At 41.1% G+C, this 2,732-nt stretch carries 1 protein-coding gene; it reads left to right on the plus strand.

The genetic code is table 11. From position 1 onward, the window contains the following. Window positions 1-27 precede the first annotated feature (27 nt). Window positions 28-2,732, plus strand: a 2,705-nt coding sequence (locus Q8907_15660; GenBank protein MDP4275707.1) for a glycoside hydrolase family 38 C-terminal domain-containing protein, incomplete at its 3' end; no start/stop codon positions are given.

Here is a 2,732-nt window from a genome sequence, read left to right on the forward strand (position 1 = left end):
ATGAAAAAACAATTTTGTTTGATTTTAATGGGCATCCTTTTCCCAGTTTTACTTTGCGCTCAACCCCTGGAGAGGCGGGGGCAATATAATATCGCAAAGGATAAGGTTTTATATACCGTTGGATATGCTCACCTGGATAGCGAGTGGAATTGGGACTATCCAACTTCCATCGATGAGTTTATCAAGAATATTATGACGGAGAATTTTCATTTGTTTGAGAAGTATCCCGACTACGTTTTTAATTTTACCGGATCGCGGCGTTACCAGATGATGAAGGAATATTATCCTGAAATGTATAAGAAAGTGATTCAGTATATCAAAGAGGGACGCTGGTATGTATCCGGTTCTTCTGTAGATGAAGGGGAAGTGAACATATCCTCGTCAGAATCCATTTTGAGGCAAGTTTTATATGGAAATAATTATTTCCGCAAGGAATTTGGTGTTGAAAGCAAGGATTACATGTTGCCGGATTGTTTTGGATTTCTGGCAAATATGCCGACAATTTGGCATCATTGCGGTTTGCTTGGCTTTTCAACCCAGAAACTTACCTGGCATTCAGCTGTTGGTATTCCCTTTAATGTTGGAGTATGGAATGGCCCCGATGGGAAAGGAGTTATTGCTGCCTTAAATGCTACAGGTTATGGTGGTTCTATAATCCCTCGTCTTGATTTGGACAATTCATGGAATAACCGACTGGACGAAGATCAGAATAAATATGGGGTATCCTTTGATTACAGGTATTACGGAGTAGGCGACCAGGGTGGTGCACCCCGGGAAAGAGATGTAAAGAATGCCGTTGGCAGCATTCATAACAACGATAGTAAGTTTAAAGTTGTTCTTACTTCCTCCGATCAGATGTATAAAGACATAACTCCGGAAATACAGAAAAAACTGCCTGTTTATTCTGGTGATTTGTTATTGATAGAGCATAGTGCAGGATCCATGACTTCACAATCATACATGAAGCGACTAAACCGTAAGAACGAGTTGTTGGCTCAGGCAGCTGAACAAGTGGCCGCAATTGCTGATTGGCAGAAAAAACTAAATTACCCTCAGGTGAAGATGAATAATTCATGGAACCTGGTGCTTGGAAGCCAGTTTCATGATATCCTTCCCGGGACAAGTATCCCTAAAGCTTATGAATATGCCTGGAACGACGAACTAATTGCTGCAAACGGATTTGCTGAAGTACTGAAAAGTTCGTTGAGCGGCTTGTCGGGTAACTTAAATACTCAGACTGAAGGGAGGGCCGTTGTGGTATATAACCCGGTGGCACGCGATCGCGAGGATATAGTAACTGCTGAGTTGGAATATACAAAGTTGCCTGAAAATTTGCAGGTATTTGACGAAAAAAATATAGCCTTGCCCACACAGATCATCAGTACTAACGGGAATAAAGTGAAATTTATCTTCCTGGCAAAAGTTCCATCCGTGGGATTGTCTGTTTTTGATGTCAGGGAAGCAGCTGGAAAACCTTCTGCCAATTCATTATTATCAGTTAACGGTCAAACCCTTGAAAACGGATATTACAAAGTGAAGATCGGGAATAACGGAGATATTGTAAGTGTTTATGATAAGAAATTATCCAGGGAACTTTTATCAGGGCCTGCCCGCTTGGAATTTTTACATGAAGCACCTTCCGATTATCCGGCATGGAACATGGATTGGAAAGACCGTCAAAATCCACCGATAGATTACCTGGATAAGGATGCAAGCATATCCATTATAGAACAGGGCCCGGTAAGAGTATCCCTTCAGATTAACAGGAAAGGCAGAGGTTCTGAAATCAGTCAGATTGTAAGTCTGGCAGCCGGTGATGCAGGGAAACGTTTAGAGGTAAGTAATAAGATTGACTGGCAATCCACTGGAGTGAGTTTAAAAGCATCTTTCCCCTTTGTTGCAACTAATGAAATGGCTACCTATAATTTAGGGGTAGGTACAATTATGCGCAACAGCAACAGTAAGGTGAAATATGAAGTACCTTCCAAAGAATGGTTCGATTTAACCGATAAATCGGGCAAATATGGCGCTTCGATTTTAGAAGACTGCAAATATGGGTCAGACAAACCTGTGGATAATACATTAAGGTTAACTTTAATGTACACTCCCGAAACAGGTGGGCGGTATGATTATCAAAATTCTCAGGATTGGGGTATTCATGAATTCAACTATGCAATTTATGGCCATCAGGGTGACTGGAGAAAAGAGTTGAGCCCATGGCAGGGGAAATTCCTGAATCAACCCTTAGTGGCATTTGAAGCGCCTAAACATGTTGGGATTTGGAATAAGAATGTTTCATTACTGAACATTAACACCCCTGAAGTTGGATTGATGGCCTTTAAGAAAATGGAACAAGGCGATTATTATGTGGTACGTGTCAATGAATTATTGGGTAAAGATGCCAAAGGGATCAGTATAAAATTTCCGGGGAAAGTCGTAGATGCTTATGAAATCAATGGTCAGGAACAGAAGATAGGAGCAGCTGATTTTTCAAAAGGCTCTTTAAATTTCAATATCACCCATTATACAATTAAAAGTTTTGCCGTGAAATTTGATCAGCCATCTTCGGAGAATGGTGCTGCATCAGAGATGACTGTTGAATTGCCATTCAATCAAGATGTGATGAGCTATGATGACAACAGGAATGACGGGCGTTTATCAGGTGGGGCAAGCTTACCGGCAGAGTTGATTCCTGAAGAAATTGTCAGTGAATCGGTTCATTTTAAGATGGG

The organism is Bacteroidota bacterium, from assembly GCA_030706565.1.
GTDB lineage: Bacteria > Bacteroidota > Bacteroidia > Bacteroidales > JAUZOH01 > JAUZOH01.